At 57.8% G+C, this 24,445-nt stretch carries 29 protein-coding genes and 3 pseudogenes; 19 read left to right on the top strand and 13 right to left on the bottom strand.

Annotated elements, in window-relative coordinates; all coding sequences use genetic code 11:
* Positions 1–59: 59 nt before the first annotated feature.
* The 3 genes from LIX15_RS10155 (at position 60) to LIX15_RS10145 (ending at position 3,185) form a co-directional block, all read left to right on the top strand.
* Complete coding sequence (locus LIX15_RS10155; protein ID WP_227773618.1) at positions 60–431, top strand: winged helix-turn-helix domain-containing protein; 372 nt, start codon at positions 60–62, stop codon at positions 429–431.
* The gene (locus tag LIX15_RS10150) at positions 428–700 is read left to right on the top strand and encodes a DUF7521 family protein (protein WP_227773617.1); all 273 of its coding nucleotides are present in this window, start codon (positions 428–430) and stop codon (positions 698–700) included. The genes LIX15_RS10155 and LIX15_RS10150 overlap by 4 nt, the downstream gene beginning before the upstream one ends.
* A 94-nt stretch (positions 701–794) precedes the next feature.
* A complete protein-coding gene (locus LIX15_RS10145) occupies positions 795–3,185 on the top strand; it encodes an Eco57I restriction-modification methylase domain-containing protein (RefSeq protein ID WP_227773616.1) in 2,391 nt (796 codons plus the stop codon).
* A 151-nt stretch (positions 3,186–3,336) separates the two neighbouring features.
* Here LIX15_RS10145 and LIX15_RS10140 read toward each other — a convergent pair whose 3' ends face one another.
* Positions 3,337–3,750 (bottom strand): VOC family protein, encoded by a 414-nt coding sequence (locus tag LIX15_RS10140; protein ID WP_227773615.1) that lies wholly within the window; start codon positions 3,748–3,750, stop codon positions 3,337–3,339.
* Between the two features lie 360 nt (positions 3,751–4,110).
* Here LIX15_RS10140 and LIX15_RS10135 point away from each other — a divergent pair, with 360 nt between their 5' ends.
* The gene (locus tag LIX15_RS10135) at positions 4,111–5,943 is read left to right on the top strand and encodes an SLC13 family permease (protein WP_227773614.1); all 1,833 of its coding nucleotides are present in this window, start codon (positions 4,111–4,113) and stop codon (positions 5,941–5,943) included.
* A 172-nt stretch (positions 5,944–6,115) separates the two neighbouring features.
* Positions 6,116–7,186 carry a glutamate-cysteine ligase family protein gene (locus tag LIX15_RS10130; protein ID WP_227773613.1) on the top strand — a complete coding sequence of 357 codons (1,071 nt, stop codon included), beginning with the start codon at positions 6,116–6,118 and terminating at the stop codon, positions 7,184–7,186.
* A gap of 19 nt (positions 7,187–7,205) precedes the next feature.
* Here LIX15_RS10130 and LIX15_RS10125 read toward each other — a convergent pair whose 3' ends face one another.
* Both LIX15_RS10125 and LIX15_RS10120 read right to left on the bottom strand, forming a co-directional pair.
* Positions 7,206–7,646, bottom strand: a complete 441-nt coding sequence (locus tag LIX15_RS10125) for a DUF7979 domain-containing protein (RefSeq protein WP_227773612.1) — start codon at positions 7,644–7,646, stop codon at positions 7,206–7,208.
* Between the two features lie 120 nt (positions 7,647–7,766).
* Positions 7,767–7,964 carry an HVO_2901 family zinc finger protein gene (locus LIX15_RS10120; protein ID WP_227773611.1) on the bottom strand — a complete coding sequence of 66 codons (198 nt, stop codon included), beginning with the start codon at positions 7,962–7,964 and terminating at the stop codon, positions 7,767–7,769.
* A 119-nt stretch (positions 7,965–8,083) separates the two neighbouring features.
* On the opposite strand from LIX15_RS10120, the gene LIX15_RS10115 reads away from it, so the two are divergent.
* Positions 8,084–8,359, top strand: coding sequence for a helix-turn-helix domain-containing protein (locus tag LIX15_RS10115; protein ID WP_227773610.1), 276 nt, complete (start codon positions 8,084–8,086; stop codon positions 8,357–8,359).
* 27 nt (positions 8,360–8,386) lie between these two features.
* Here LIX15_RS10115 and LIX15_RS10110 read toward each other — a convergent pair whose 3' ends face one another.
* Positions 8,387–8,617: a hypothetical protein gene (locus tag LIX15_RS10110; protein WP_227773609.1), complete on the bottom strand. Its 231-nt coding sequence runs from the start codon at positions 8,615–8,617 to the stop codon at positions 8,387–8,389.
* 137 nt (positions 8,618–8,754) lie between these two features.
* Here LIX15_RS10110 and LIX15_RS10105 point away from each other — a divergent pair, with 137 nt between their 5' ends.
* The gene (locus tag LIX15_RS10105; RefSeq protein ID WP_227773608.1) at positions 8,755–8,955 is read left to right on the top strand and encodes a hypothetical protein; all 201 of its coding nucleotides are present in this window, start codon (positions 8,755–8,757) and stop codon (positions 8,953–8,955) included.
* On the opposite strand, the gene LIX15_RS10100 is transcribed toward LIX15_RS10105, so the two are convergent.
* Positions 8,952–10,016 carry a zinc-dependent alcohol dehydrogenase family protein gene (locus LIX15_RS10100; protein WP_227773607.1) on the bottom strand — a complete coding sequence of 355 codons (1,065 nt, stop codon included), beginning with the start codon at positions 10,014–10,016 and terminating at the stop codon, positions 8,952–8,954. The genes LIX15_RS10105 and LIX15_RS10100 overlap by 4 nt on opposite strands.
* Positions 10,017–10,081: 65 nt before the next feature.
* The gene (locus tag LIX15_RS10095; protein WP_227773606.1) at positions 10,082–10,549 is read right to left on the bottom strand and encodes a hypothetical protein; all 468 of its coding nucleotides are present in this window, start codon (positions 10,547–10,549) and stop codon (positions 10,082–10,084) included.
* A 144-nt stretch (positions 10,550–10,693) separates the two neighbouring features.
* Between LIX15_RS10095 and tuf the strand changes: the two genes are divergently transcribed.
* A complete protein-coding gene (tuf, locus tag LIX15_RS10090) occupies positions 10,694–11,959 on the top strand; it encodes a translation elongation factor EF-1 subunit alpha (RefSeq protein WP_227776886.1) in 1,266 nt (421 codons plus the stop codon).
* 78 nt (positions 11,960–12,037) lie between these two features.
* The gene (locus LIX15_RS10085; protein WP_227773605.1) at positions 12,038–12,715 is read left to right on the top strand and encodes a uracil-DNA glycosylase family protein; all 678 of its coding nucleotides are present in this window, start codon (positions 12,038–12,040) and stop codon (positions 12,713–12,715) included.
* On the opposite strand, the gene LIX15_RS10080 is transcribed toward LIX15_RS10085, so the two are convergent.
* The 3 genes from LIX15_RS10080 to LIX15_RS10070 all read right to left on the bottom strand — a co-directional run bounded on the left by LIX15_RS10080 (position 12,681) and on the right by LIX15_RS10070 (position 13,588).
* Entirely contained in the window at positions 12,681–12,869 is a 189-nt protein-coding gene (locus LIX15_RS10080) for a hypothetical protein (protein ID WP_227773604.1), read from the bottom strand. The two genes, LIX15_RS10085 and LIX15_RS10080, sit on opposite strands and share 35 nt — an antisense overlap.
* Positions 12,870–12,951: 82 nt before the next feature.
* Positions 12,952–13,143, bottom strand: coding sequence for a DUF7576 family protein (locus LIX15_RS10075; RefSeq protein WP_227773603.1), 192 nt, complete (start codon positions 13,141–13,143; stop codon positions 12,952–12,954).
* Between the two features lie 73 nt (positions 13,144–13,216).
* Complete coding sequence (locus LIX15_RS10070) at positions 13,217–13,588, bottom strand: hypothetical protein (protein ID WP_227773602.1); 372 nt, start codon at positions 13,586–13,588, stop codon at positions 13,217–13,219.
* A 169-nt stretch (positions 13,589–13,757) separates the two neighbouring features.
* Here LIX15_RS10070 and LIX15_RS32775 point away from each other — a divergent pair, with 169 nt between their 5' ends.
* The 4 genes from LIX15_RS32775 to LIX15_RS10055 all read left to right on the top strand — a co-directional run bounded on the left by LIX15_RS32775 (position 13,758) and on the right by LIX15_RS10055 (position 15,192).
* Positions 13,758–13,886: a hypothetical protein gene (locus tag LIX15_RS32775; RefSeq protein WP_265338373.1), complete on the top strand. Its 129-nt coding sequence runs from the start codon at positions 13,758–13,760 to the stop codon at positions 13,884–13,886.
* Positions 13,883–14,488, top strand: a complete 606-nt coding sequence (locus tag LIX15_RS10065; protein WP_227773601.1) for a DUF7344 domain-containing protein — start codon at positions 13,883–13,885, stop codon at positions 14,486–14,488. Before LIX15_RS32775 ends, LIX15_RS10065 begins: the two co-directional genes overlap by 4 nt.
* Positions 14,489–14,588: 100 nt before the next feature.
* Complete coding sequence (locus LIX15_RS10060; RefSeq protein ID WP_227773600.1) at positions 14,589–14,789, top strand: hypothetical protein; 201 nt, start codon at positions 14,589–14,591, stop codon at positions 14,787–14,789.
* 181 nt (positions 14,790–14,970) lie between these two features.
* The gene (locus tag LIX15_RS10055; RefSeq protein ID WP_227773599.1) at positions 14,971–15,192 is read left to right on the top strand and encodes a hypothetical protein; all 222 of its coding nucleotides are present in this window, start codon (positions 14,971–14,973) and stop codon (positions 15,190–15,192) included.
* Between the two features lie 60 nt (positions 15,193–15,252).
* Here the strand turns inward: LIX15_RS10055 and LIX15_RS10050 are convergent.
* Positions 15,253–15,723: pseudogene (locus tag LIX15_RS10050) on the bottom strand (ABC transporter permease subunit); the annotation flags it as partial.
* Between LIX15_RS10050 and LIX15_RS10045 the strand changes: the two are divergent.
* Both LIX15_RS10045 and LIX15_RS10040 read left to right on the top strand, forming a co-directional pair.
* Positions 15,713–16,669: an alpha-amylase family glycosyl hydrolase gene (locus tag LIX15_RS10045; protein WP_227773598.1), complete on the top strand. Its 957-nt coding sequence runs from the start codon at positions 15,713–15,715 to the stop codon at positions 16,667–16,669. The pseudogene LIX15_RS10050 and the gene LIX15_RS10045 sit on opposite strands and share 11 nt — an antisense overlap.
* 34 nt (positions 16,670–16,703) lie before the next feature.
* A complete protein-coding gene (locus LIX15_RS10040; protein ID WP_227773597.1) occupies positions 16,704–17,762 on the top strand; it encodes a TrmB family transcriptional regulator in 1,059 nt (352 codons plus the stop codon).
* Here the strand turns inward: LIX15_RS10040 and LIX15_RS10035 are convergent.
* Positions 17,759–18,121, bottom strand: coding sequence for a DUF4112 domain-containing protein (locus tag LIX15_RS10035; RefSeq protein ID WP_227773596.1), 363 nt, complete (start codon positions 18,119–18,121; stop codon positions 17,759–17,761). The genes LIX15_RS10040 and LIX15_RS10035 overlap by 4 nt on opposite strands.
* 129 nt (positions 18,122–18,250) lie before the next feature.
* On the opposite strand from LIX15_RS10035, the gene LIX15_RS10030 reads away from it, so the two are divergent.
* Positions 18,251–18,949, top strand: coding sequence for a ferredoxin--NADP reductase (locus LIX15_RS10030; protein WP_345412630.1), 699 nt, complete (start codon positions 18,251–18,253; stop codon positions 18,947–18,949).
* A 14-nt stretch (positions 18,950–18,963) separates the two neighbouring features.
* Here LIX15_RS10030 and LIX15_RS10025 read toward each other — a convergent pair.
* Both LIX15_RS10025 and LIX15_RS33190 read right to left on the bottom strand, forming a co-directional pair.
* Positions 18,964–19,822 (bottom strand): annotated as a pseudogene (locus LIX15_RS10025) (hypothetical protein).
* 144 nt (positions 19,823–19,966) lie between these two features.
* Positions 19,967–20,369, bottom strand: a pseudogene (locus LIX15_RS33190) (VOC family protein).
* 112 nt (positions 20,370–20,481) lie between these two features.
* Between LIX15_RS33190 and LIX15_RS10010 the strand changes: the two are divergent.
* The 3 genes from LIX15_RS10010 to LIX15_RS10000 all read left to right on the top strand — a co-directional run bounded on the left by LIX15_RS10010 (position 20,482) and on the right by LIX15_RS10000 (position 24,090).
* Positions 20,482–21,207: a ThuA domain-containing protein gene (locus LIX15_RS10010; RefSeq protein ID WP_227773592.1), complete on the top strand. Its 726-nt coding sequence runs from the start codon at positions 20,482–20,484 to the stop codon at positions 21,205–21,207.
* Between the two features lie 166 nt (positions 21,208–21,373).
* Positions 21,374–23,089, top strand: a complete 1,716-nt coding sequence (locus LIX15_RS10005; RefSeq protein ID WP_227773591.1) for a response regulator — start codon at positions 21,374–21,376, stop codon at positions 23,087–23,089.
* A gap of 167 nt (positions 23,090–23,256) precedes the next feature.
* On the top strand, positions 23,257–24,090 hold the full coding sequence (locus LIX15_RS10000) for a DUF8054 domain-containing protein (protein WP_497007437.1): 834 nt from the start codon (positions 23,257–23,259) through the stop codon (positions 24,088–24,090).
* The last annotated feature ends 355 nt before the right edge of the window (positions 24,091–24,445 follow it).

Here is a 24,445-nt window from a genome sequence, read left to right as displayed (position 1 = left end):
ATGAAAACGATGCCAGTAGTCGAACCAATTATGTATCGAGACGCGGAAGACGAATTCGAATGGTGCGGGATTTGGCAGACGACGCGCCCGAGTTGCAGGACGTACTCGCAGCTCTCGACGACCCCGCCTGCCGACGAATCATCATGGAGTTAAACGACCCGCAGACCGCGCGCGAACTCGCCGACGAAACCGACATTCCGCTCTCGACGCTCTACCGAAAACTGGATATGCTCACTGCGGCATCTCTCGTCAGGGAGTTGACCAAAATCCGCGAAGATGGCCATCATACGTCCAGATACCGACTCGCCGTCGAATCGGTGAACATCTCGCTGACGGACGACTGTGAGTTCGACGTAACGATAGAGCGCCCGCCGCGAACGACCGACGAGCGTCTCGAACGGCTGTGGTCGGAGGTACGAAAGGAAACATGAACGTCTCACCAATCGTCATCGTGCTCAAAACGCTCACGCTCGCCCTCGGAGGGGTGATAACGTACTTCGCGTTCAAGGCGTACCGCCGAACCGGGTCGCAAGCGCTTCGGTTACTGGCAATCGGGTTCGGCATCGTCACCCTCGGCGCGTTCCTCGCCGGAATCGCTGACCAAGCGTTCCAAATCGACCGCAACCTCGTCCTCGTCATCGAAAGCGCGCTCACCGCGATCGGCTTCGCCGCGATCGCCTACTCGCTCTACGCGGAGTGAGCGACCGCTCGTTCCGTACTGTTCCCCGCCCTATGTGGAATCAGCCTTGTAAGCTGGGTGAAAACTTATCCGATCCCAGAGTGAGGTAGAAGCAATGGACGAACTCCGCGGCACGGACGGGCCACCTGCGGAGCGATTCGGCGGACGCGTTCGGAGCGCCCTGGAACTGGTTACGGGAGATTTGCTTCGCGAGGCGGAAATCGACCCGCGACAGGCGTTCGACGCCGCGCTCGTCGGCGTGTTTCGCGCCCTCGTTTCGGGTTATTCCGCGGAGCGAGGACGGGACGACCCGCCGTTTGCGCAGGGAAACGAACTCGAACAACGGCGGAACCTGTTCGAGTCGCTGCCGCCGGAGACGGCGACGAGACTCGAATCCGTTCTCGGAGAAATCGAATACGAGACACTCACAACGCGTCATCTCGGCGGTATCTACGAACGACTACTCGACTGCGAACCGACCGTTTCCGACGGGAACGTTCGACTCACGGAGGACGCGACGCAACGGGCGTCCGTTGGCGCGTACTACACGCCCGAAAACGTGGTTCAGTACGCCGTGTCACGAGCAGTCGCCGGAAACCCGGACGCGACGGTTCTCGACCCGGCGATGGGAAGCGGCCATTTTCTGACCTGTGCAATCAACCGTCTGGCCGAACTGCGTGGCGACGAATCGGACGAGATGCGGAGAACGGTGGCCGAGAACTGCGTTTTCGGCGTGGATATCGACCCGCTGGCGGTGGAGCTGGCCCGGTCTGCGGTGTGGCTCGAAGTCGGATTGTGGCCCGCGGAAAATCTTCGTGTGGGCGATTCGCTGGCTGAGCTGTCAACCTGGCCCGGAGCGAGCCAGTTCGACGCCGAAAGGGACGATTTCGATGCGGTAGTCGGCAACCCCCCCTACGTCCGAAGTCGGCACATTTCGGACGAACGGAAAGCAGCGCTCAAATCGCAATTCGACACCGTGAAAGGAGCGTTCGACCTCTACGTTCCGTTCGTGGAGCGAATGGTCGAACTCGGCGAGCGGGTGTCCTGCGTCGTCCCGAACAAGTGGACGACGGCGCGGTACGGACGAACCCTCCGCGACCATCTGCTCGACCGGCATCGTCTGGTCGAACTGCTGGACGTCTCGGAGGTGTCCGTCTTCGCGGACGTCAGCGTCTATCCGCTCGTCGTCACCGTCGAGGCGGGTGCCGGGCCGACGGAGTCGATTCGGATTCGACAGGGCGAAACAATCGGAAAGACGGAAAGGACAGGAGCCGTCGAAAGCCACCTCTCGCGGTCGTTCGTGGACGAACTCGGCGGCCGAGTGATTCCGGTCGGAATCGACCCGACGTTCGTTTCGATTGCGGAACGACTCCGCCGCGAAAACGACGAACTGGGTTCGCACGTCAGCCAAACCGAGGGAATCCACACTGGAAACGTGCGGGACAAGCTCGTCGTTGACACTCCCCGCCCGGACTGCGAACGACTCGTGAGCGGCGGCGATGTCTCGCGGTACGGATTGGAGTGGGGCGGAAAGTGGATTCGATTCGACCCCTCCCTCATCGATGACGGCGAGTACGGTAGTTTGCGCGACCGGGACGTGTTCGAGGCCGAAAAGTTGCTCCTTCGGGACATCAGCGAGCGCCCCGTCGCGGCCTACGACGATGAGGGGTTGTACGCCCTGAACACCCTCTACAGCGTTCGTTCCGATTCCGACCTGCCGATTCGCTACCTCCTCGCAGTCATCAACTCGTCGGTGGCGACCTGCTGGTTCCAACAGGTGTACGGCGGCACTCACGTCAGCGGAGGATACCTGCGATTCAAACCGATGTTCGCGCGCCGACTGCCGGTTCCGGCAGAAATCGGCGAACCCGAGCGGGAGACGCTGGTCGCGCTCGCGGCGCGAATGAGCGATCTTCGACGCGAAAGAGAAACCATCGAAATTCGATTGCCGGACGGGGACGGCCCGCGATTGGGCGAATTGGCGCAGAAAGCCGGAACCGATTCGATGCTGTCCGAAACGAGCGAAACGCGGGATGGCCTTCGACTCGGAACCGTGTCGGTGGCGGAGAAAATTGTTCGTGAGGAGAGTCGCGAACTCGTTATTTCTGCGACGGCGCGATACCGACCCGACGACGGTTCGGAAAATAGAGCCGACAGGGCGTCTGAAACCGATTCGTGGGGGTTCACGGAAACCGACCCGATTCCGGCGTTGGTGTTCGAAGGGAACACGGAACGGCGCGATCTGCTCGCGCGGTACGTCCCTCAAGCTGCGGCGCGCGAGGGGTTCACCAATCGGGCGACGAAAACAATCTCCCCCCTCGACAGACTGAAATCACTCCGCGTTCCGGAACCCGATAGCGCCCGCGAGTTCATCGAGGCGAATCGGCGGGCGGAGGAGTTGGAGCGAAAAATAGCCCGAACTGATGCCGCCATCGACCGACTGGTGTATCGGGCCTACGGGCTTTCGGTCGATGAAATCGAGATGATAGAAGAGTTGGTGAGATGAGAGGAGATTCGGTGAGGCAAAGCGAAAGCGAGTTCGAGAAGATCTGTCTGGAAATACTGATTTTGTTGGTGTAGTCCCGTTTGACCTCGTTGAAATGCTCAATCAGTGATAATTTGATAGCGTGCTGAATAGCGGGCGCGTATCGGTCGATTTACTCTGGCCCGACGATCTCTACCTTGACACCTTCCGGGTCTTCACAATAGAGCGCATAATATCCACCTGCGTAGGGATGTTGGTCCTCATAGAGAACCGTCGAGTCATCTCTCTCACGAATACCTGTGGTCAGTTCATCAACCTGCTCACGAGAACTGGCGTGGAACGCGAGGTGATTCAATCCTGATGCCTCTCGGTCGAATGGATGTTCGGAGTCGACCGCTTGTTTAACGACGATATACGTCGGCTCCTTAATCCAAGAACGACCATTCTCCCAGTCGTTCTTCGGCGTGTATCCCAATTCACCCAACAACCATCCCCAAAAGCCAATCGATCCCTCCAGATTAGTGGTACACAGTTCAACGTGGTGCAGATTTCCGGCACAGTCCAGGTTTCCGTGACTGTAATTCATACAAGGAGATTGTATTGAACTACCAAAGGGATGCCCCATACCGCTGTGTTCACAATATCGCCTTGCTACCTACAATCTCTGTGCTCAGCACGCCATTCATATCATACCATTTCATTTAAATATGTCCTACCGTTTGCAACTGCAACCGTCCTCTCGCCACTACCAATCTCATTGTGAAACGGGCGTGGTGTCGGTATATTCAATCGCATCTATCAGATTTTCCGTTCATAGATAGCGCGGTGGGCGAGCGAAAACGCCGATTCCAAAGCTCACGCGTCAAACTGTTCGGAAATCTATCTTTGTGGAACGCTACAACCGACAGAAAAAACCGTTATCAGGGAACCATCCGTACAGCAAGCCATGTTGCAGGTCGGGGTTGCCGGAGTGACAACTGACATGCTTGTAGTGTTCGCTATCGTCTTCCTCGCGCTCGTTCTCTTCGCAACCGAACTCCTTCCCGTCGATGTGACCGCAATTCTGATAATGGTCACGCTGATGGTTCTGGAACCGTGGACGGGCATCGACCCGGCGACGGGAATTTCCGGCTTTTCCAACGAGGCGACCATCACCGTGCTGGCGATGCTCATCCTGAGTTCCGGAGTGAGCCAAACCGGAGTCGTCCAACTGTTCGGAAGCAAGCTGGCGGATTTCGCGGGCACCGACCTCAGAAAGCAGCTGTTCGCCACGATCGGCGTCGCCGGACCGGCCTCCGGATTCGTGAACAACACACCGGTCGTCGCAATTTTGGTTCCCGTCATCACCGACCTCGCCCACGAGGGGAAAACGTCACCCTCGAAGCTGCTGATTCCGCTCTCCTACGCCTCCATGCTCGGCGGGATGCTCACCCTCATCGGCACTTCCACCAACATCCTCGCCAGCAACGTGGCGGGGCGATTGGCCGCGACGACGCCCGATCCGCGACTTCACGCATTCTCCATGTTCGAGTTCACCGGACTCGGTGTCATCGTCCTCGTTACCGGCAGCCTTTATCTGCTACTCGTGGGGCATCGACTCCTGCCGGAGCGCGTTCCGCCGGAGGAAGATTACATCGAGGAGTACGAGATGGGAGAGTACCTGACCGAAATCGTCGTCAACGAGGGGTCGGCGCTCGTCGGGAAAACCGCCGATGAAGCCATCGATGCGGCGATTTTCGACGCCGACATCGTCCAAATCGTCCGCGACGACGAGACGTTCATCGAACCCATCGGCCAGAAAACGATTCGCGCGGGCGACGTGCTGAAACTTCGAACCGACCGTTCGACGCTTCGGTCGCTCGTGACGCTCGATGATTTAACGCTGGTCGGCACGCCGACGGACGAAACGTTCGACCCCGGCGAAGAACAAACGCTCGTCGAAGTCGTCATTCCGTCCGGTTCCGAACTCGTCGGGGAAACGCTTTCGAGTTCGACGTTCCGCCAAAACTACAGCGCGACGGTTCTCGCCTTCCGGAGTCACGGCGAACTCATCCACGAGCGGCTCGATCGGGTTCGGATTCGCGTCGGCGATACGCTGCTCATGCAGGCATCGGCGGATAATATCGACCGCCTCGCCGCGAACCGGGATTTTATCGTCGCACACGAAGTCGCCGACCCGGACTACCGAACGGAGAAGATTCCCGCGGCTCTCGCCATCATCGCTGGCGTTGTCCTCCTCGCCGCGCTCGGCGTCTACCCGGTTCTCGTGACCGCCCTGGCGGGCGTGGTGGCCATGGTCGCAACCGGCGTGCTGAAAGCCCACGAGCTGTACGACTCGGTGGAGTGGAACGTCATCTTCCTGCTCGCGGGGGTCATTCCGCTCGGCATCGCCCTCGAAGCGTCGGGCGGTGCGGAACTCCTCGGCGGACTCGTCGCCAGCAGCGCGGATTTCCTCCCCGTTATCGTCGTCCTCTGGGTGTTTTACATTGCTACCGGTCTCATCACCGAAGTCATCAGCAACAACGCCAGCGTCGTCGTGATGATTCCTGTCGCCGTCGAGGCGGCGCTCCGAATAGACGCCAATCCCTTCGCGTTCGTCCTCGCGGTGACGTTCGCCGCCTCGACGTCGTTCCTCGGGCCGGTCGGCTACCAGACGAACCTCTTCGTCTACGGCCCGGGCGGGTACAAGTTCACGGATTACTTTCGAATCGGTGCGCCGCTCCAACTGCTCCTGTCGGTCGTGACGGTTCTCGGTATCGCCGCGTTTTGGCCGCTCTGAATCGAATCCGGTGGAAAGAAATTATTTTGTCGAAGAGCGTGCAACCGAATCCGTGATGAAATAATTCGCGTAAGTTATTTGCCCTCGGCTGACGTACTATGCACAACGTTCGGTGGCATTCGATTTGCGTTGCGGGGGAATGGGTTATCGGTCACCGACCGGGGGTTGGGAAATGAAAATCGGAGTCGAAGCGGAATACTGGGTAATCGATGAATCGGGTGAGCTGGCGACCGAAACGGACGAACTGTTCGACGTAAGCGAGTACATCGTACCCGAGTTCGTCGCACCGTTGATAGAGATACAGACGCCGCCCGTTTCGGGGACGGAGGAACTACGCCGCGAGTTCGGACGAACGCTTCGAACCGTCTCCGATGCGGCGGAAGACAAGGGACAGTCACTGGTTCCACTCGGAACACCACTTACACGGGAATCGCTCGAAATTACGAGCGAACGCGGACGATTACTGAAGAGTATGTACGGCGACGACATGGAGTACGCGATGAACTGTGCGGGCACGCACGTCCATTTCGACCGCGGCAACGTAGTTCGGCAACTGAATCTGCTCACCGCACTCGATCCGGCGCTCGCCCTCGTCTGTTCCTCGCCGTACATCAGCGGAAACAGGGTGGCATGTTCGTCCCGCGCCGCGGTGTATCGCTACGAATCGCACACGACGTTCGCCCGCTACCGTGACCTGTGGGACTACGTCGAAAACGAAGACCAGTGGGAAGCCCGCATCGACGAGCAGTATCACACTCTACAAGTTCTCGCGCGGGAGAGCGGCATCGATCCGGAAACGTTCGGGAACTACTTCCACCGCGACGATACGGTGCTAACTCCGGTTCGACTTCGTCACAAATCGCCTACGGTGGAATGGCGTGCACCGGACACCGCGCTTCCGAGCCAAATCATTCGGCTCGTGAGCGAAATGTCGAACCTCCTCCAACAGACGGAGTACAAGGACGTAACCATCGGGGAAACCGGCGTTCGAACCGAGCAAATCGGGATACCGCCGTTCTCAGAACTGCGCGAACTCAGTGAGGAAGCCATCAAGGAGGGCGTCGCATCGCTCCGCGTGCAGGACTATCTGACTACCATGGGATTCGACGTGTCGCGCTACTATCCGATTTCACAGCGTATCGAAAACGGATGGACGCTTCCCCGCGAAGAGGCGCTTCGACTCCGACGCGAGTACGCGAACGAGTTCAAAAACGATGTGGAAATGCTGACCGGCGGCACGTGAAAAATCCCCCGAAACCGCCTCAGTTCGACTCCGACCGGAAGCCGCTGACCACGTCGAGCCACGAAACGAAGACGAACGCGCCGATGAGGGCGGTCGTGGTTCCCCCGAATAGGCTCGCCATCCGCTCGGTAATGTGTTCGCGTTCGCCGATTTCGATTCGGTACACGAGGTCGCTGGCGATGACGAACGAGTTTCGCAGTTGGTCGGGCAGTTCTTCTTCCATCTCGTAGGACTCTTGTAGCTTCGCGCGTCCGAACGCGAGCCGCGCCTCGTCGGAAAGGTCGCCGTACTGCACCGACGAAGAGCGCACGCCCGGTTCGTTTTCGCTCACCTGTTCGACGGTGAGAGTGTACGTCGTGGCGCTTTGCGGCGGCTGGAGGAGTGCGTAACCGGTGAGGACGAAACCGGCAACGAGCAGGAGCGTCGCGAGCAATTGAATGACGAGTCCGTCGGACCGCATCTGATGTTCGTTTTCGTGCAGTGCGGTGACTTAAAGGGTTTCCATCCGTCCGCCGGAGAAAGAAACGGGAGGAAAATAGATGGCAAAAACGCGGGAGCGTGAAAACGAAAAGTCGATTGATTATCGGTGCGACGGCAGTACGTCCTCTACGGGATAGAGGTCTTCACGGATGCCAGAGCCGTCACAATCCTCGTTCGGGCATCGATACCGCCAGCCGTCGTCGGTCGCCGTATCCGCTTCGAACCGCTCCCCACACTCGCGGCAGAACAGTCGGTCGATGTCAGTTGTGTGCTCCCGACTTGCAAGTTCAGGCTGCATACTTACCCATTCACAGTCCTCAATGATAGAACCTACGCTTTTTGGCGGGTGACATTCGTGACACCGGGTTACCTGTGCGTTAGCGAGCCGTTTAGTGGATGGCGTTCGTCGTCCAATTCATGGAAAAGCAGACCCTGACAAGCCTGTGTGACCTACCGCCGAGCGCGAAGCTCGTGTTCAAAGTGTTAGAGTACAGCGGTGCCCACACACAGAAAGAAATCGTCCAGCGGTCGCGGTTATCGGCGCGGACGGTCAGAAGCGCGTTGGAAAATCTGACGGAAGTCGGTGCCGTCACTGAAGAAGTGTACATTCCGGACGCTCGCCAGCGACTCTACCGATTGGACGACAGCCGCGATTGGGAACAGGTGAGCTGTCTGGAAAAAACGCCGGTGTAATTCCGAATCGGATAGATAACAGTTCTTCTACGCCCGTCTTCCGACAGAGGAGAGCCAGTTCGGTCTGTCGCCGGTTAGCAGATAGAGACCAACCCCGAACAGCGCGAGTGGGAGGACGACCGTGAGAAGCCACCCGACGAGTCCCGCCTCGGAAGCGAGCGCGTTCGCAATGAGGAAGAACGCGACACCCGGCGTCGCCAGCAACAGCAGACCGACGAGTACTGCACGGGCAAGAGTAAGGATAGTTCGGGAGCGCATACCGGATGGTACGAAGAATAATTATAAAATATTTCTTATTTTAAGTGTGTTGCGTATTTGACGAGGAGGGAAATTGGGGGGAGTGAGGTTCGACGGAGGGAAACGGTAATGAAGTAAGGGGGACAGTGCGCGAATACATGAACGCACGGCGGGTCAAAACGCTCCTCTTCGCCGCGTTCGGCGCGTTGTTCGTCGCCGTCGGCGGAGCCGTGCTGTCGCAATTCCAGACGGGTTCGGCACCGTACGGTCAACATGTTATCGTCATCGCGGGTATCATCTGTTGTTCGATGGGACTCACCTTCTTCGCGCTCTGTTTGGACGAGTATCGAGACGGCTAGTGCGAAAATTCGACGACTTCGATACCCGACGTTCTGAAGTCGCTCATCGCGTCGAGCCTATCAGGCACGTCGGCCAGCGAAACCGTCTTGGTGACCAATTTTCCGGGCGAAAGTGCGTCCCGGTCGAGCATCCGTAGCAGTTCGCCGTACCGCGATTGTGGCATCCCGCGCGAACCGAGAAACGTGATTTCACGCATCGTCATCGCGTCAGTCGGCAGGGACACTTCACCTCGTTCCGCGTCGGTGGTCAAACCGAGTTGGACGTGCTGACCACGCTTGCGGAGACAGTCGATGGAGTTGCGACAGGTTTCCGCGATGCCTAGCGCGTCTATCGAGACGTGCGCTCCGCCCTCACCGACGCGATTGCGGATTTCCGCCGGAACGTCGGGCGATTCGGCGGATACCGTCTCGTCCGCGCCCAGTTCTGTTGCCGTGTCGAATTTGTCGTCGTCCAAATCGACCGCGACGACGTTCGCCCCGAGGGCGTCCGCGACGTGAACCGCCGAGAGGCCGACGCCGCCACAGCCGTGTACCGCGACCCAGTCGCCCGGCGTGAGGTCGGCGCGGTGCGCGAGCGCGTGGTAGGCCGTCACGAACCGACAACCGAGTCCGGCCATTTCGACCGAGGAAACGTTTTCCGGCAGGTGAACCGCGTTGTAGTCGGCGTAGGGAACGTGCACCTGTTCGGCGAACGCGCCGGGCGCGTTCGTCTCGAAACCGAGCGAGATGCCGTTTTCACAGACGTTGCCGTGACCGTTCTGGCAAAACTCACAGTGGCCGCGACCGAGGTTGAACGGCACCGCGATTCGGTCGCCCTGTTCGATGCCGCGCACCTGCTCGCCGACCGAGACGACGGTGCCCGCTGGTTCGTGACCGAGAATCTGGCCGAGTGGCACTTGGTCGTCCGCCCATTCGCCGTGGCCCTGCCACGCGTGCCAGTCGCTCCGGCAGATGCCGCAGGCCTCGGTTTCGACGACGACGCCGTGCGGTTCCGGGTCGGGGTTCGGGACATCCTCTATCTCCAAGGGTTCGCCATAGGCTTTCAGCACTGCGGCGCGCATGTGTGATGGGTTCGAGTGGCACGGGATTAAATCGGCGGGGAGCGGCAAGACACGTTTTACCGGATTTACGTTCCTGCGTTGCAGTTCGTCGTCTGCCAGATGGAAACTCTTGGAGCGGACTCGTCGATATCTCCGACGAGAATCTGGAAGCCGATGCATTCCGTTTCGTACTCACTGAAATCGAGTTTTCGTCGCTGATCCTTCGATTGGTCGTCACGCCACGCATAGAGAACGTCGGCACCTGACTCTGCCGGATATGCTTCAAATTTACTCCCAGAAGGGTCGTCTGAACGACCAGCCTTCAGTCGAAGCGACTTCCGGTAGGCGGTTTCGCCATCTCTGCGGAGAAGTACGTGGACAGTGTGCGGTTCGTCGTCGAAATTCATGGTTCTGAAATCCACGATTCGCGGTGGGTCGGGTTCCGACCACGAAGCGAGACGAGAACAGCCAGCCACTCCGAAAGCGAGTGTCGTGGCACCGAGCAGGAGAACCGTACGACGGGAGAGCGAGGACATCTGACGTATCGTTATCATCACGACTCGGTGATAAATACTTTCTCCGGAAATGGTAGCATTCACGAACGAGTTATTTCGGCCGACAGCGGCGTGAAACAGGCGATTTCGACACAACTGTTTTTGTCGCTGAGAGTGAACAATACAGAGTACGGGGAACAGGAGATGCCAGACAAGCCACACCAGAACTTAGCGATTATCGGCCACGTAGACCACGGGAAATCGACGTTAGTCGGACGCCTCCTCTTCGAGACGGGAAGCGTCCCCGAGCACGTCATTGAACAGCACAAGAAAGAAGCGGAGGAGAAAGGTAAAGGCGGGTTCGAGTTCGCCTACGTAATGGACAACCTCGCGGAGGAGCGCGAACGCGGGGTCACCATCGACATCGCCCATCAGGAGTTCAACACGGACGAATACTATTTCACCATCGTCGATACGCCGGGGCACCGCGACTTCGTGAAGAACATGATCACCGGCGCGAGCCAAGCCGACAACGCGGTGCTCGTCGTCGGCGCGGACGACGGCGTCCAGCCGCAGACCCAGGAGCACGTTTTCCTCGCGCGAACGCTCGGCATCGGCGAACTCATCGTCGCCGTGAACAAGATGGACGCGGTCGATTACGACGAAGACCGCTATCGGGAGGTCGTCGCGGAGGTGAAAGACTTGCTGAATCAAGTGCGATTCAACACCGACGACGCCGAGTTCATCCCGATTTCGGCGCTGGAGGGCGACAACGTCGTGGAGGAAAGCGACAACACGCCGTGGTACGACGGACGAGTCATCCTCGAAGCCCTGAACAACCTGCCGGAACCGGAACCGCCGACCGACGCGCCGCTCCGCCTGCCGATTCAGGACGTGTACACGATTTCCGGAATCGGGACGGTGCCGGTCGGGCGCGTCGAAACGGGAATCCTGAACATCGGCGAATCGGTGTCGTTCCAACCGAGCGACGTGAGCGGGGAAGTGAAAACCATCGAGATGCACCACGAGGAGGTTCCGGAGGCCAAACCCGGAGACAACGTCGGGTTCAACGTCCGCGGAGTCGGCAAAAACGATATTCGCAGGGGTGACGTTGCAGGCCCAGCGGACGACCCGCCGAAGGTCGCGGAGACGTTCAAAGCCCAAATCGTCGTGATGCAACACCCCTCGGTTATCACCTCGGGGTACACGCCGGTTTTCCACGCGCACACGGCGCAGGTCGCCTGCACAATCGAGGCGATCGACCAGAAAATCAACCCCGCTAGCGGCGAGGTCGAAGAAGAACATCCCGACTTCATCCAGAGCGGTGACGCCGCCGTCGTGACCGTCAGGCCGCAGAAACCGCTCTCAATCGAACCCTCGTCCGAAATTCCCGAACTGGGTAGTTTCGCGGTGCGGGACATGGGCCAAACGATTGCGGCGGGACGGGTGCTGGAAGTGAACGAAAAGTAAATAGTTCGTTCAGTCCCAGTTCGTCCAGCCTCGTCCGGAACCGTACCGTCTTTAACCACCTCTATCCTACGAGATTCCGTGCAGAACGTCACGGACAGAATCAGCAATCCGTTCGGAATGCGTCCGCCCTGCCAGCACGAATGCGTCCCCGGCGGAACCTGCGCGGTGTTCGGCTACGGCGATGCGAACGCAGATTTTCACCTCGTCGGCGACCATCCGGGAGTGCACGGTGGCCACGAAACGAGCATCCCGTTCACGGGAAGCGAAGTGGGTGAGACGCTCCAGCCGGTGCTGAACGACGTCGGCCTGCTCGGCGACGCCTACAGCGACGAACCAGCCATCAGAAACCTGTTCATGAGCTACCTCCACATGTGCTGTCTGCCGGGAGAGAGAAATCCAACTCCAGCGGAGTACGCCGACATGGAGCGGTTTTTCGACGCCGAACTCCGGGCGATTGCGGCCCACATCTTGCTCCCGGTGGGCGAGAGGGCGACCGAGCACGTCTTCTGGGAGTTCACCGCGCAAGCCGGAAAGTACGGGTTTGACGGTGGAGTGCCTGATATGTCGGCGCTCCACGCCAGAGAAATCAAGGGACGAGGCTTTCTCGTCGTGCCGGTGCGTGACCCGCGCGAGTGGGGAGACGACGACGCCGAAAAACTTCGGGCGCGACTAGACGCGATCCTCTCGGGTGACTACCAGCAAACGGTGGATTTGGGTCGGTTCATGCCGGACGACGACCCCTACGAGGTTCGGTGAGTATCGAGACGATTGTGACCACGATTCCGGCGACGAGTTCGACTGCGAGCAGTGCCACCGGAAGGACGGCGAGCAAAAGTACGACGGCTCCGACGGCGGCACCCGCCGCGATTCCAACCTGCTTTGCGCGCGATTCGGGAAGCTGAGCGTCCATACGAAAGAGGTGCGCTCGGGGGTGCGTAAAGCCCGGAGAACGTTTCTATCGGATACGGAGATTACGGGGGGTAATCGACACCTTAGTCCAGAAACGGCCCCGTCCATTCGTCCAGACAGTCCTCGCTACAGAAATGAAGCGTCACTCGCTCTACGTCGTTGGCAGTCGCGCCGTGTTTGACGACGACCGTCGGATGATGGTCGGAGATATTGACTAGTTTGCCGCAGTTGGCGCAGGGTTGAAACTCCTCGTCCGAACTGTCAGCTTCGGTCATAATGAGGACACGACGGCACCGTGAGTAAATCTACTGCCCGGAATCGTCCCGCGCCTGTCGGTCGTGTGTTCACCTACTCCGGAAGTTCGCGCCGATTGTTCCGCAGTTCCGCGGAATTCGCATCGACAACCGTGTCTTCGACCACACGGCACACGTCCTGTGCGAGGACGGAGAGCGCCATGGCGCGGATATACACCTCGTAGTCGGCGTGCGTGTCGCTCCTGTCCTCGGCGACGACGTCGTTCACCACATCGATTTCCGGTTCCCGCTCGGACAGTTCGCAGATGCGAAGCGACACCTCGCGGTTCCAGAGGTCAAAAACGCACCCGCCGAGCGAGCGATACAGGGCGGAGCGCATACTCATTCCGGCACCCATTCGCTCGTGGACATCGCTCGCGAGTTGGCAGACGCCACGCCGGTACGAATCCCTGCTAAACCGTGCCATCGTCGTGGAAAGCTTCGATTTCCAAATATTAAAAGCCCGATGACTGTCCTGGACGAGCGATAATGTTCTGCTACTCGGTAGTACCATATCTAAATTATATATGAATTAGATCGTTCTCATTGACTCGAACCCAACACCTTTTTAAAATCTACCGAAGATATTGAATCACATGGCACGCGAGCAACGAAACGACCGATTACCGGGGCGATTGCAAATGCTGAGACGAACCAACGACGACAATCCCGGCTTGAACGACGCGAATCGAGGGGTAAGCGACAGATATCAGGACAAACGATGAGCGCGAGTAGCGACTCACCGCCGATAGACGAATTCGAAAACGAGGTCGAAGAACGACCGGAACCGCTATCGCGCGACAAAATCTTTCACATCCTCCAGACCCAACGCCGCCGGGACGCACTTCGCTACCTCAAGAGCACCGACGGTCCGATCGAAATGCGCGACCTCGCCGAACAGGTCGCCGCGTGGGAAAACGACACGACGGTACGGAAACTCTCCTCCAACGAGCGCCAGCGCGTTTATATCGCACTCTACCAGTCACACCTCCCCAAACTGGACAACGAGGGTATCATCGAGTACAACCAGAGTCGCGGTATCGTCGAACGCGGTCCGCTGGCGGACCAGTTCGACCCGTATCTCGACACCCCCGGCGAAATTGCAGATGAGAACGCGACCGACGCCAACGCGGTCGACGACTCGGACGCTGGGCTTCCGTGGCTTCGATACTACCGACGTCTCACCGCGATCGGAATCGCACTGGTTTCTTCGGCGTGGGTCGGCATTCGGCCATTTTCGCTCGTCCCCGACCTCGTTTGGGGCGCCCTCCTCGTTTCGGCGTTCGGAGCACTCTCGCTCGCTCAGATTCTGACAGACGACTCGTAACGCGATACGACGGTTCGTCGCCTATTTCGCGATGCACGAGTAGTCGTACCATTCAAGTGCGGAAACAAAAGTGACATCGATGTGATATATAGCCCTAGCTGTGGAACGAATTCGACTCGGAAACGCGGAGTTCGAGGGAGAAAACAGCGTCTACGTGCTCGGCACCGCGTCTGTCGAACCGACGACGCTCATCGGCACGAGCGTCAGAGCGACCGGAACGCTCGACACGCTTCGGTCGGGACTGGCCGTGGTCGGCCAGTCCCTCGCTGACGTAGAACAGGTCGTCACCTCGGCACCCTGACTACGCCCGACTCCCGGAACAGGAAAAAGCGGCGCGACGGTGCTCGTTCACGAGGGCGACGCGCTGTTCGGAGACGTTGCGGTGGTAAGTCCGTAGTCTGCGATTGCTTCGTTGTAGAGTATCTTCACGAGTGACGTGATTGATACAAAATATTTTATGCTACTCTGTTCGATAGATGAACATGTCTCGCCAGTCTGCAGCCACTGACGTCGCGTTCAACGGCATCGTTGGAACCATTCCCCTTTTCGTCGGTAGTATCTCGGCATCCGTACTCGTCGCCATGTTCAGCCCGTGGCTTGCCGCCATACCAGCACTACTCGTCTGGGGCGTCGTCGCCTTTTACGGATTCCAGCAGTTCGCCTACGGCTTTCACACTATCGTTGAGGATGCGACAAAAAGATAGACTTTCCCGTCTCCGTTCTGCACCGAGTTCGAGCCGAGTCTGACAGCATCAGTCTCGATTTTACCCTTCCATCCCGCCGAACGACAGGCCGCTCTCGATGTAGCGCTGGGCGAACAGATACACGAGCATGATGGGCGTGGCGAAGGTTAAGGCGAAGGTCGAGAACCGCGCCCACGGCGTCGAATACTTGCCGACGAGGCTGTAGAGTCCCACCGGAAGCGTGTACTTGTCCGCGTCGAGCAGGAGTTGCGCGACGATGAACTCAGTCCATCCCGCGAGGAAGCTAAACACGAGTACGGTCACCAGTCCGGCCTTCGACAGCGGCAGGATGACTTCCCAGACGATGCGCCACGAGGACGCGCCGTCCATCATCGCCGCCTCCTCGTAGGAGGTCGGGATGTTGTCCATGTACGTCTTCAACAGCCACGTGTTGAACGGCACAGCGGTCGCCGCGTAGTACGCCGACAGCGCGAGTTTGCTGTTGTCCAGTCCGACCTGGACGAACGTGGCGTAGAGCGCGATGAGCGCGGCGGGTGTACCGGAGTACCGCGACTGGTACGTCTGGAAAGCGGACGAAGAGACGGGAGAAAAACGCGCCCAACGCTACTTCAACTGGGAACAGATTCCGAACTTCAACTTCGATTCCCTCGCCGTGCGTCGGTTCCTCCTCGACGTGGTCGACGAGTGGGCCGGAATGGTCGATGGATTCCGATGCGACGTTGCGTGGGGCGTCCCGCACGAATTCTGGAAGGAAATCGCAAGCAGGGTTCCGGACGATTTCCTCCTGCTGGACGAGACGATTCCGCGAGATCCAGACTACCACGAAGGCGAATTTACGATGCACTACGACACGACGATGTACGGAACCCTGCGCGAAATCGGGCGGGGCGAGAAACCCGCCACCGCGATTTTCGATGCGTTGAAAGACGGGATACGGTCTGGTTTCCCCGACAGCGCAGTGCATCTGCGGTACGTCGAAAATCACGACGAATCGCGCTATCTGGACGACTGCGGCTACGACGCGCTCAAGGCCGCGACCGCCGCGACGTTCACGCTTCCCGGCGCGCCGATGATTTACTACGGCCAAGAGCGCGGCATGACCGACTATCGCGGAACGATGCGGTGGGAACACGGCGACGACGAGTTGACCGCGTTCCACCGCGCACTGAGCAGCACGCGCGACGAGCATCCCGTCCTTCGTGACGGGTCGGTGGAACGGGTCGAACTGGAAGCGAAAAACGGCTCTGAGAGTGTCGTCGCGTTCGCGCGCGAGTCCGCGGACTCGCGCGCAGTCGTGATCCTGAACTTCGGCGAATCGGCGCGAGAGGTAACGTTGAACGCGGAAATCGAGGATGAAAATATCGTGACGGGCGACCGGATTCCGGGCGCAGAAGAGAGCGACGGCGGAACGACTGTGGACGATGGCGGAACGAAACTCACGGTTGAGAGCGTCGTCGTCGCCCTCGTCACCGAGTGAGGTTTATACTTTCACGAAGAAGACCCGACAACGAATGGACGACCGCACGCTCTCCGACCTGCTTCGGCAGTTCGGTCTTTCGGAGAAGGAAGTCGACACATATCTCGCAATCTTGGAACAGGGCGAGGCGAAAGCCAGCACCATCGCGGATGACGCTGGCGTCTCGAAACGCTACGTCTACAGCACCAGCGAGAAGTTGGCAGAACGAGGTTTCGTGGACGTCAACGACCACGTGGTGCCCACGATGATTCGGGCGAATCCACCGGAACAGGTCATCGGGACGCTGTCCGACCGGATCGAAACGATGCGCCCGGCGCTGGACGAACGATTTTCCGCGACGACCAGCGACCCCGATCAATTCGAGGTCATCAAATCCCGCGTCACCGTCATCAAACGAATCGAAAATTGTCTGGCAGAGGCGAACGAGGAAATCACGCTCTCGATACCCTACGAACACCTTCCCGAGGTGGCAAACGAACTCGGGGCGGCAGTCGAGCGCGGTGTTCTCGTCCTGCTCGTCGTCAGCGGCGTCAACCCCGACGACATCGACGAATCGGAGTTCGAAGGCATCGCGAGCGCCGCGCGTGCGTGGCGCGAACCGATGCCGACGACGCTCACCGTCGATCAGCGATTCGGCCTCGTCGCACCGACCGAGATGATAGTTCGCTCGAACAGCGACAAGCAGTCGATTACGTTCGCACAGGAACAACTCGTTCCCGTCCTCGTCGGATCGTTTCTCGGCAACTACTGGCCGATGGCGAACGAAGTGTACGCAATCGCTCCGGCGGAACTTCCGCGGACGTTCCACGACTTTCGCCACGCAGTGTTACACGCGACGCTCCATCGTCGGGGAAATTATCCGGTTCGCGCGCGTGTTCACGCACGGCAAGTCGGCGGCGAAAACGGCCCGGTGACCATCGAGGGAACGATCGCCGCCGTGCGACAGGGACTCGTCGAACCGGCGTCCAATGCATTTCCGGTCGAAACCGCCCTCGTCCTCGAAACTGAGGATGGAGAGGTTAGTATCGGTGGTTCCGGGTCGTTCATCGAGGATTTCGAGGCGGAGGACGTGACGCTCGAACTCGATAATTAAATGTGTTTTTCGAGCAGTTTTCGGTTTCGAACGTTCGCCTTCCAACCGGCGTCGAACAGCGACCCGAGAAGTGGCACAGACCCGCCGAAGGTGTCGATGAGGATGTTCACCAGCATTCGGACGAGCGTGTGCCGAGGGACGCCCATCATATAGCCTTCGAGGACGATGTAGAGAGAAATCAAGGCGGACGCCACGTCGCCGCCGACAGGCAAAAGGCCCATCACTGGGTCGAGTCCGAACCGAAAGTTCGTTCCGGGGACGCGAAACGCTTCGTCGAGCAGAGTGCTTAGTTTTCGCACTCGTCGGATCGAACCACGTTTGTTTCGAGGGACATCAGAGAGGTCTGCATACTCTGTCATAGAGTAAATAAGCCGGTCGAACCGGTTATGCACTCTGCTTGCGTATTCGGCACGGTTCAAATCGGACGAACGACTCGGACGGACGTGTTGGCCAATTCGTTTACCCGTGTTACCAATGAGAAACAAGTCATGCGCGAAGTCGAAATCACGTCCATTCATCGGATGACCCCGCAGGTAAAGCAATTCGAACTCTCCGCCGCCGACGAGTTCGATTTCGAGCCCGGTCAACACACCCAGTTGCACTTCGAACAGAACGGCGACGAAGTGATTCGACCCTACACCGCGACGACGCGACCCGGAACGGACAGTATCACGCTGGCGATAAAGAAGTACAACGAGGGCACCGCGTCGGTGTACATGCACGAGCGAGAACCCGGAGACATCATCCAAATCGAAGAGTTGGACGGAAACCTCTATCTTCGGAATTTGGATTCGGACGTGGCGTTCGTCTCGACCGGAACCGGAATCACGCCGATGATGGCGATGGTGAAACAGTATCTCCGGGAAGGGACTGGCGAGGCGACGTTCCTCTACGGCGAGAAAACGCAGGAAGACGTTATGTTCCGTGAAACGCTCGACCAACTCGAATCGGCGCACGAGAACCTAACCGTAGTGTATTCACTCTCCGAGGAAGAATGGGCGGGGAAAACGGGACACGTTCAGCAGCATATCGAGGAAGTAGTTTCGTCACCGGAAGAAACGGATGTCTACGTCTGCGGCGTTCCGGGAATGGTCGTGGAAACGAGGGAGAAACTCGCGGACATCGGCGTTCCCGACGAACAGGTGTACAGCGAAGGATGGGAGGACGACGAAGTTGCAGAGGAGTAGTGTCGACAAAGTAGTTACCATTCAGCGTAGGTGAGATACTCAGCACCCTCGTACTCGATGAGCCACGTCCCATAGAACTCATCCACGTCTAATCCCTCGTACCCTCGGATGCGGTTAGTCACCGAGTTGAAGGCGTCGTTCGCTTCGAAATACCCTCCCTCAATTGCTTCCGTGACGACTGCACGTTCGGCGTCGGAAAGTTCCGTGAGTGTGAACAGGTTTTACTGTCGAATCTGCTCGGCGAATGTATCATCATCAGGAGCTATCTCCGTCACCTCGTATCGGTACTCAGCCTCGGAGGCAGTTCGGGAGTCGATTCCAACCCGCTACCGATTCTCGCCGCGAACGACGATGTCGTACTGTCGCTCCGGAACGAACACCGATTCGTTCCCCCACTTCTCCGGCAGTTTCGTAACTGAAGCCGATACCGAACCCGTCTTGACTAGCCGGAGTTTCCCCCGAAAAGAGGGAGTCGAGGCGTTGGCGATCCGTCTCCGGCAAGTTCTCGTATTCGATTTCGTCGAGTTTCGGCGTCGTATCTTCCGGTTCGAAATCGATGAGATCCTCGTAAACCGTCACTTCGCTACTCGTGAGTCGAGCCTCCGAAACTTCGTCGAAGGAATCGTCAACCCGGACGGCGTTAGTTCGGTCGAACAGTTCGTACAGTCCGCTCCGTGTAGCCGACCCATTCTCGCGGGGCGATGTGACGAGAGTATATTCTTCAGAACCGAGGTCGGCGGTCGTCGAAACTTCGTCGGCGATGTCGTCTGCTGTCGCGTCGTCCACACCGAGAACGACAGAGTGGTGGCCACATCCGGCGACAACGGCGGAAAGGAGGGCGGTTCCGGTTGCGAGAAACCAACAGCGTCGCATGCCAATTCAAACAGTTCGAATGAAAACTTTCTGATTCGTTTCGCGAGAAAATCGTATCAAATTCCCTCTTGGAAGTTCTCGCGTAGATGGTTACAGACGGAGACGCGAATGAAAAATCGTACGATGATCACGATAGTTCTCTGTTTAGAATTCCCAGTACGGATTCCACGCGACTTCCCAGAGGTGACCGTCCGGGTCGGCGAAGTAGCCGGAGTAACCGCCCCAATCCGCCTCCTGTGCCGGTTTCACGAGTTCGCCACCCGCCGAAACCGCCTCGTCGAGAACGTCGTCCACTGCATTCTGTGATTCGACGTTGTGCGCGAGCGTGATTCACGTCGAATTCACCGACCCCGGAGGAAACCGTCGCATCCTCGGCGAGCAGTTCGCGAGGGTAGAGCGAGAGTTTCATTCCCGACATTTCGAAGAAAGCAATCGAGGCGTCAGCGTCGCGTTCGTCCATCGGGAGCGAGAGGCCGTCTCGATAGAACTGAATGGGCTCGTCGAGGTCTGAAACGCCCAGCGTGACGATGCTAATTCGTGGTTCCATGTGGCGACTTCGCGGGGAGGTCGAATAAACGGCATTGGTAAACACCGTGCCGAGAGATTTTCTGTCGGTATCATTCCGAAACAGTGAATGGCTCTCCGAAGTGGTATGCCGCATGAACAAACCGCGAGTCACGGTGTGGAACGAATTTCGACACGAGCGAGAGGGAGGAGCGGCGGAGGAGTGCTATCCGGATGGAATCCACGCGATACTCGCGGAACTGTTCGAATCGCGTGGTTTCGACGTGACAACCGCCACGTTGGACGAACCGGAGCACGGTCTCACCGAAGCCGTGCTCGATGACACGGACGTACTGACGTGGTGGGGACATGCCGCCCACGAGGAGGTTGCAGACGAGGTCGTAGAACGAGTTCAAAAGCACGTTCTCGACGGTATGGGTCTTATCGTTCTCCATTCCGGTCATTTTTCGAAAATATTCAAACGACTCATGGGGACGACCTGCGACCTGAAATGGCGAAACGAGGGCGAACGGGAGCGACTCTGGACGGTGGAGCCGAACCATCCGATTGCGCGAGGAATCGGCGAGCAAGTCGTCGTGCCGAAGGCGGAGATGTACGGTGAACGATTCGACGTTCCCGCACCGGACGAACTGATCTTCGCGAGTTGGTTCGAGGGCGGCGAAGTGTTCCGAAGCGGTTGTTGTTACCGCCGCGGGTCAGGCCGGATTTTTTACTTTCGACCGGGACACGAGACGTATCCCATCTATCGGCAGTCGGAGATACGACAAATTCTCGGAAACGCCGTCGAATGGGCATCCCCGAAAAACACGAAAACACCATCGTTCGGTGAAGTTCCGGTCGGGCCGGAAGGGCGCGACTGACCGGAATCGGCAGATTTCGTGAGTCGAGAGGCCGCATAAAATCACTACACCGATGTTTAAACATAGATAATCCAACAAAACATACGACGATATATTTATATGATTGAGTGAAAAGGGGAGACCAGGATAAAGTTATTTATTGGTCACATACAAGACCAGTAGTAGAATGGAACGTCGCCCGATTCGGGTGCTTCACGTCGAGGACAACCAGTTCTTCGCAACGGTCGCGTCGGACATCCTCCAGCAGAAACTCGACGACGTGGAAGTTCACACCGAAAACGCCCCACACGACGCCCTCAATCGTCTGAAAGAGGAGCAGTTCGACTGCGTCGTTAGTGACTACGAGATGCCGGGGATGAACGGGCTGGAACTGTTAGATTCGGTTAGGGAGATACGTCCGGAACTGCCGTTTATCCTCATGACGGGTGGTGGAAGCGAAAACACCGCCAGCAGGGCTATTTCCGCAGGGGTAACTGACTATCTCCAAAAAGGCGACGGACGGCGACAGTTCGTTTCCCTCGCCAACCGAATCGAAAACGCGGTCTCCCACCGCCGTGCGGAGAAGGCGGTTCGACGACAGATAGCAATCAATGACCTTATTTGGGACGTGAGCCAGTCGCTTCTCGAAGCGTCCACGCGAGAGGACATCGAAAAATCCGTCTGCGAGCGCCTCGCCGACTCCCAATCCTATCTGTTCGCATGGGTAGGAAAAGAAGAGGATGGTTGCATCACACCGCGATTTTCCGCCGGAATCGAAGCGGGCTATCTCGACGCAGTGTTTCACACCGACACGAAAGAACACGAATCGAATTCGGTTTCCCGCGCGTTTGAAACCGGAGAGATACAGATTACGCAGGATATTGCGGACGGGAATTTTTCAGGAGAAGATTTTGCAGAAGTGGAGGTTTCCGTCGACAAGGAGATAGAGAGTACAGAAGGGACAAGTTGTACGGGGAAAGTAATTCACACAGAAGAGATAAACCCACCAGATTCGTCATTGGAGCACTGGCGGGAAAAAGCGCTCGAACGCGGGTATCACTCTAAGGCCGTCATACCGCTCCGGTACGAAACTTCACTCTACGGCGTTTTGAACGTCTATACCGACCATCCGCACGCATTTGATGAAACGGAGCGGCAGGTACTTTCGAAGTTCGGAAACAGCATCGCCTACGCGATAAATTCGGTTCGAACGCGACAGGAGTTGGTACGACGGGAACAGCGACTACAGGTGTTCAACCGTATCCTCCGACACAACCTCCGAAACGACTTGAACGTCGTACTCGGGCACGCGGACAACATCAAGGAAACCGTTCTAGAAACGGCGGAGAGCGTCGAAATCATAAAACGAAAAGCGGCCGAGCTAATCGACATCAGCGAGAAGGCCCGCGAAGTCGGAAAGACGCTCGACAGAAGCGGCAAAACGGAGACAGCCGTAGAAATTACGAGTATCATCGAACGCGCCTGTTCCGACCTTCAGAGGTCGTATCCAAACGTCGCTCTCTCGACCGAACTTCCCGATACCGCATGGGTCTACGGGGACAAAACGCTCGATACAGTCATCAACAAGGTCGTCGAGAACGCAATCGAGCACAACGATCGGGATGCTCCAGACGTAATGCTTTCAGTAACCACCGTCGATTTGGAGGAGGACAACTGGACGGAAATAATCGTCTTGGACGATGGACCGGGAATCCCGAAAGAGGAACAGTTGGTTCTCATCGATGGGAGGGAAACCGCGCTCCAACATGGAAGTGGGCTCGGTCTATGGCTGACGAACTGGGTCGTCGGCAAGTTCGGCGGCGAACTCACGTTCGGCACCAACGAACCACGCGGAAGCATCGTAACGATTCGGCTTCGAGGGGCGGAATCGCCAAGCGGATAGTTGAGAACAACGGTAGAAGCAAGCGACTGAATGCTGTTTTAGGGGTTGTGACTGATACTATTATAGAAGCTGTGGCTGCTATTTGTCAAAGTGGCAACTATATTCCATTGCCCGACGTCCGGCATTTTTAACCGCCATCAATCTATTTCAACAATAAGTATATAGTTATGAAGCAAAATAATAGAAACGAAATGAGTACGGAACTACCGGGATACGTCGACCGGTTCAGACAAACGGAATACGTAGGGGAAAACCGTTGTACCCCTTGCACGATTGTAAACGTGACAATCGCCGTGGTCGTCAGCACAGCGCTGACATTTGCGGCGATACCAGTCGGTATCGCGTTCTTTGTGTTCAGTATGGCGGCCATCTACCTCCGAGGTTATCTCGTCCCCGGAACGCCGACGTTAACGAAGACGTACTTCCCCGATTGGTTGCTCCGGATATTCGACAAGAGCGAGATAGGCGCGCCGACGGAGGCCCCCAAAGCGTCTGACCGCGAACCTGAAGAGGTGCTTACGGAAGCGAGCGTCATCGAAACCTGTGAAGAAATCGACGATCTCTGTCTCGACAACGAGTTTCAAACGGCGTGGCAGGAGAGCATGGAGCGCGTACTCGAAGACGGTGCCGAAAAAAGCGACTTGAGTCGCATCCTCGGTGCGGACGAAGAGGAACTTGAGTTCGAGGAACACGAGAGCGCCTTCCTCGCCCGAATTGACGGCCACCGACTCGGCCAATGGGAGTCCCACGCCGCGCTGGTCGCCGACCTCGCCGCGGCTCGCGAACTGTCCGACCGCTACGGCGACTGGGACGAACTCTCCGTGGACAATCAGAGCCGAATTCTGAGCGGGCTCCGAATCTTTCTCGAAACCTGTCCGGAATGTAGCGGTACGATTACCGCAGAACAGGAAACCGTCGAATCCTGCTGTCGCTCGATGGAAGTCGTGGCGGCGACCTGCGAGGACTGTGACGCCCGCATTCTGGAAGTCGAGCAAAACTAATCCAAGTCAAACGGCGACGAATAAGCCGGATAGCGACAGATCGGTACCTCCAGTTTTATACGGTGACACCGTTCCGATTGAGATGATAACACCGTTATTTCCGCTGTTCGTGTAGTACGTGGTTATATTTACTCCGGTTTACCAACATACTTCGATTTATCATCATTGAGACGAAACTATCCAGTGTAGAGATACTCGAAACTGACGGTTAGCAGATAAATGTCATTTTTCAACACTATTTTGTAGACACCACTATTTCCGCTGTTATCCGGCTTGATTATAGCGGAGCGATTCGCTCCAGTCCGTGTTGGAAGCACCCGGAACGAGGAGTTCTAACGTTCGTGAGAGTTCGCAA

Origin of the sequence: Haladaptatus pallidirubidus, from assembly GCF_020700235.1 — an archaeon.
GTDB classification, from domain to species: Archaea; Halobacteriota; Halobacteria; order Halobacteriales; family Haladaptataceae; genus Haladaptatus; species Haladaptatus pallidirubidus.
Note: the sequence above shows the minus strand (reverse complement) of the source record. Positions and strands in the feature narration are given on the sequence as shown.